This window comes from Roseateles sp. P5_E11, from assembly GCF_054049355.1.
The window spans coordinates 1-4,092 of the sequence record NZ_JBFUMO010000524.1 but is presented as its reverse complement, the minus strand read 5'-3'; the positions used below and the strand labels follow the sequence as shown (position 1 = coordinate 4,092).

The window sequence follows — 4,092 nt, the reverse complement described above, 5'->3', positions numbered from 1 at the left end:
CTGTCAAGGCCGGCCCAGCCGGTCCAAAGCTCCTCGGTTGCCGGCGCACCCACAACACCCCGCCGATCGGCACGATGGCCGCGATCATCCAGGCAATGACGCTGGGATGCGGATCCAGGGTCAAGATGCCCACTTCCGCAAGGTAGAACCAACCCGCCGCCAGCATGCGATGGCCGTGGGCTCGCCAGCGCGGCCCCGGCGCCGTGCGCAGATCGTTGACCGCAAGTGCACCTTGCGTCAGTGCAGACCAGGGAAAGGCGATCACGTCGATGAGCCGGTGCGAGTTCAGCAGGCCCCAAGTGCCTGCCAGCACGCCGGCCGCCACCAACAAACCCACCCAGCCGAGTGCGCGCACGACCCAGCGCGAACGAAGGAACTGAGCACCGGCACTCAGGCACARCACCAGAGGTTGCAACGAGGTCACGGCGCCGAATGGGTTGCGGGCGTCCACGGCAATGCCCACGGCCAACACCATGCTGGCCACGACCAACCCCATGAAGGTGCGGCCGATCAGCCTGTGATGCCGGCGCCAGGCACCGGCATAGGCCGCTAGCGCGGCCAGCCAGCAGAGCATCGCCCCGCATGACAACACCACGTGGATCTGGATGATCAGCCCGCGTGCGCTCACCGGACGTCCTCCAACGCCGGCACCACTTGCAGCATGGCCGCCCATTCCAGCCAGCTCCGGCGCCTACCCCGCAATTTCAACTGCAGCCCATGCACCTTGGCCGCCTGGCGAATGCCATCCTCCTGGCAATCTTCTGACAGCACCATCAGCACCTCCGTGTGCGTCAGGTCCAGTGCCGCCAACTGCTCGAACAGCGCATGAAAGTACTCGAACCCCACCCCGCAGAACCAAGCGCGCTCCGGCATCGAGCGCGGTGAGCGTGCGTAGTAGGGTGGGTTGATCACCACGCAATCCAGCGTGGACGTGCGGATGCCTGCCAGCAGGTCGGCCACCACCACCGTCAGCGCCAGCCCGTTGGCCTGCGCATTGGCTGTGGCATTCGCCGCCGCAACGGGATTGATGTCCGACGCGATGACGCGAGCGCCGGCCTGCGCCAGTGCCAGGCCGATGACGCCACTGCCGCATCCCATGTCGAGCACGCGCCGGCCCGGCCATGGGCCAGGACCCTCGTCCGAGAGCAGCCAGCGGACGAAGACGGCCGAGCTGAGCGTCGGCCCCGGTGGGAAGACGCCCGGGTCGATGCGCAGCCGCAAGCGGCCCAGGCGCCAATGCTGCGCGGTGCGACCGGCACGCGCCATGCGGCCCCGCAGCCACGGCGAGACGGCCCGCCGCACCGGGCCGCGCAGCAGGCGTRCCAGCAGGCCATGGGGCGGCAGGCCCCAGCGCGTTTCGGGGCCGCTCACGCGGGTTGCATTCCATTGCGACGATGCCACCACATGCCCAGACGCGAGCGGCACCACGCCACGCGATGGGCCAGTGCGCGGGCGCCGAAGGGGCGCGGCGCGGTGCTCACGGCATGGGTGTGGGTGAGCAGGCGCACGGCATGGCGGTAGTAGTCATCGCTGTAGGTGCGCGGGTAGCGCCGGTCGCGGTCGCTGCCCTGATCGAACGGCGGCGACGTGGTCTGGTCTGCCACCTGGTCGTGGAACAGCGTGCCGCGGATGGGATACGCCAGCGTCACGGTGAACAGGTCCGGCCGCGCATCGCGCAAATAGCGCTCGGTGGCGACGATGTCCGTTTCGGTTTCACCCGGGTAGCCGAGCATCAGGAAGGTGCCGGTCTGCATGCCCGCATCCGAGGYCGCGCGGATCATGGCGGTGACCTGCTCGACGCGGACCTGGCGCTGCATGGCATCSAGGATGCGCTGYGAACCGCTCTCGGCGCCGATCCACACGCGCACGCAGCCAGTGCGCGAGAGCAACTCCACGACGCGCTCGTTCATGCGGTCGGCCCGCGTGATGCATTCGTAGCGGATGCGCAGGCCCGCGGCATCAAGCGCTTCGGCAAACCCGGCAAGCCAGTTGTGGTTGATCGTGAACACGTCGTCGACGAACCAGAACTGATCGGGTGCGTAGCGATCCACCAGCGTGCGCAGCTCGGCCACCACATGCTGCGGCGAACGGCGGCGGTAGCTGGTGCCGTACACGGCCCGGCTGCACCAGGCGCACTTGTAGGGACAGCCGCGCTGGGTGCTGACGTTCAGCGAGGTCTGGCCATGGGCATCGCGCCAAGCCTTGAGGTATGGCCGCAGATCGATGCGATGCCGTGCCGGCTCGGGTAGTTCGTCCAGTTCAGGCACGAAGCGGCGTTCGCCGGTGAACACCGGCTGCCCCTGCGCATCGGCATGGATCAGGCCGGGGATGGCCGCCAGCGCCGCGGCATCCCTGCAGGCGGCTGCAGGCAGCCGTGCTACATCGACCATCGTCTGCTCGCCCTCGCCGACCACCAGCAGGTGAGCACCATGGCTGAGGTAGTCGGCGGCGTTGTGGCGCACGTCGGGCCCGCCCAGCACGATGACCGGGCTATCTTCTGCGCCGCCCAGCGCCGCGATCAGCCGCAGCACCGAGTGCCGCGTCATCAACGTCACGTAAAAGGCCATCATGCGCGGGCGCAGCGCCCGCACACGCTGGACGAAGGTGTCGGCATCGAGAAACGTGGCGTCGACGACATGGTGGTCGACGCCTTCGCGGTCCAGCCATGCCGAGATGGAAAGCAGGCCCAGCGGCGGATAAGGCCGCATGATGCGCTGCTCAATCGCGTCATCGGCGATGAAATACCCGTGAGTGAGGATCAGGCTCATCGTCACCGCCTGCGCCATTGGATCAACGCGTGGTCTGCCAGATGGGCGCCCCAGGCCGCCGTGAGCCAGCGGCGCTCGATCCGTTCCATCAGCGCCAGCCAGCGCGGTGCACGGCGGGCCAGGGGCTCCAGGTAGGACGGCGGCACCGCCAGCCCGACCGGGCGCACCCGTTCTTGCCGGAAGTGCTCACCCAGCGCGCACTGCATGTCGCCCACACCGTGGTACCAGACCGACAGCGGCGGTTGGCCGGCGCCCAGTTGGGCCGGCACCGGCCCGCCGCGCCAACGCCGCATGGCGCGGCGCGGCTGCAGGTGCAACAAGGCCCACGCGGTTTCCCACAGGCACAAGCGCGGCATCACGACGACGATGACCTGCCCCTGTGGCGCCAGGCAGGCAGCCAGCGGCGCGGCCAGCGCCCGCAGCGCCTCGGGCGACACGCAGTTCAGGCCGCCGAAGTTGGAGAACACGAGGTCGAACGGGCCACCCAGGTCCTGCGCCCTCACCTCACCGGACGCCAGCGCTTGCAGGTCCAGCTGCCGCGTCTGCACCAGAAGACCGAGACCACCACGTTCGAGCTTGTCGCGGGCCACTCGCAACATCTCGCCCGACACGTCGGTGGCTACCACGCGATGACCGGCGCGGGCCATGTGCAGAGCGTCCTCGCCCGTGCCGGAGTTCAGCTCAAGCACCGAGCAGGGCCGACCGTGCTGGCGCAGGCAGTCGTCAAGAACCTCCCAGACCATGCGGCGCTGCGCGGCGCCCACCAGGCTGTGGGTGAAATCACGGTCGTAGTCGACCGCCATCACGTCGAAGGCGGCTGCACTCATGGTGCCACCGCCGGTGCAGGTGCCGGCAGACGCTGTTCGCGCCCCATGCCGATTCGGGCGGTCAGCAGCGCGGGCGTGGCGCGCAGCAGCGAGGCCAGCGCACGAAGCCTGCCCCCGCGGCTGGGCGCCGGTAGCCGCCCGCGCAACACTGCCCAGCAACGCCCGATCTGGAAGCGCCGCGACGTGTAGACATGCAAGTGCCGGTAGAACGCCGGAGAAAAGGTCCCGGGGAACATCAGCGCGAGGTCATTGCTGTGAAGCCAGTGGGTCTTATGTCCCATCTGGGCCTTGACGCGGTCGTGGAAGACGGTGCCCGGCAGCGGGTAGGACACCGAAATGCCGATCTGATCGGGCTGCAGATCGTCCAACATCTGGTGCGTTAGCTGAATGTCGTCGGCCGTCTCGCCGAGGTAGCCAAACTGCAGGAACAACGCGGGCTTCACGCCCTGCTGCTTCAGCGCATGCACAGCGCCGTCGATCTGCGGCCGCTTGATGCC

At 68.7% G+C, this 4,092-nt stretch carries 5 protein-coding genes; all 5 read right to left on the bottom strand.

All coding sequences use genetic code 11. The annotated features are described in order from the left end of the window. The coding region (locus tag ACXJKR_RS26195) for a hypothetical protein (protein WP_457325301.1) at positions 1-628 on the bottom strand (628 nt) is incomplete at its 3' end. Beyond that, the gene (locus ACXJKR_RS26190; RefSeq protein WP_457325300.1) at positions 625-1,371 is read right to left on the bottom strand and encodes a methyltransferase; all 747 of its coding nucleotides are present in this window, start codon (positions 1,369-1,371) and stop codon (positions 625-627) included. The genes ACXJKR_RS26195 and ACXJKR_RS26190, both read right to left, overlap by 4 nt. Next, positions 1,368-2,768 carry a B12-binding domain-containing radical SAM protein gene (locus ACXJKR_RS26185; protein WP_457325299.1) on the bottom strand — a complete coding sequence of 467 codons (1,401 nt, stop codon included), beginning with the start codon at positions 2,766-2,768 and terminating at the stop codon, positions 1,368-1,370. Before ACXJKR_RS26185 ends, ACXJKR_RS26190 begins: the two co-directional genes overlap by 4 nt. Before the next feature lie 2 nt (positions 2,769-2,770). After that, positions 2,771-3,595, bottom strand: coding sequence for a class I SAM-dependent methyltransferase (locus ACXJKR_RS26180; protein WP_056197299.1), 825 nt, complete (start codon positions 3,593-3,595; stop codon positions 2,771-2,773). After that, a partial coding sequence (locus tag ACXJKR_RS26175) for a hypothetical protein (protein WP_457325298.1) occupies positions 3,592-4,092 on the bottom strand: 501 nt, incomplete at its 5' end. The genes ACXJKR_RS26180 and ACXJKR_RS26175, both read right to left, overlap by 4 nt.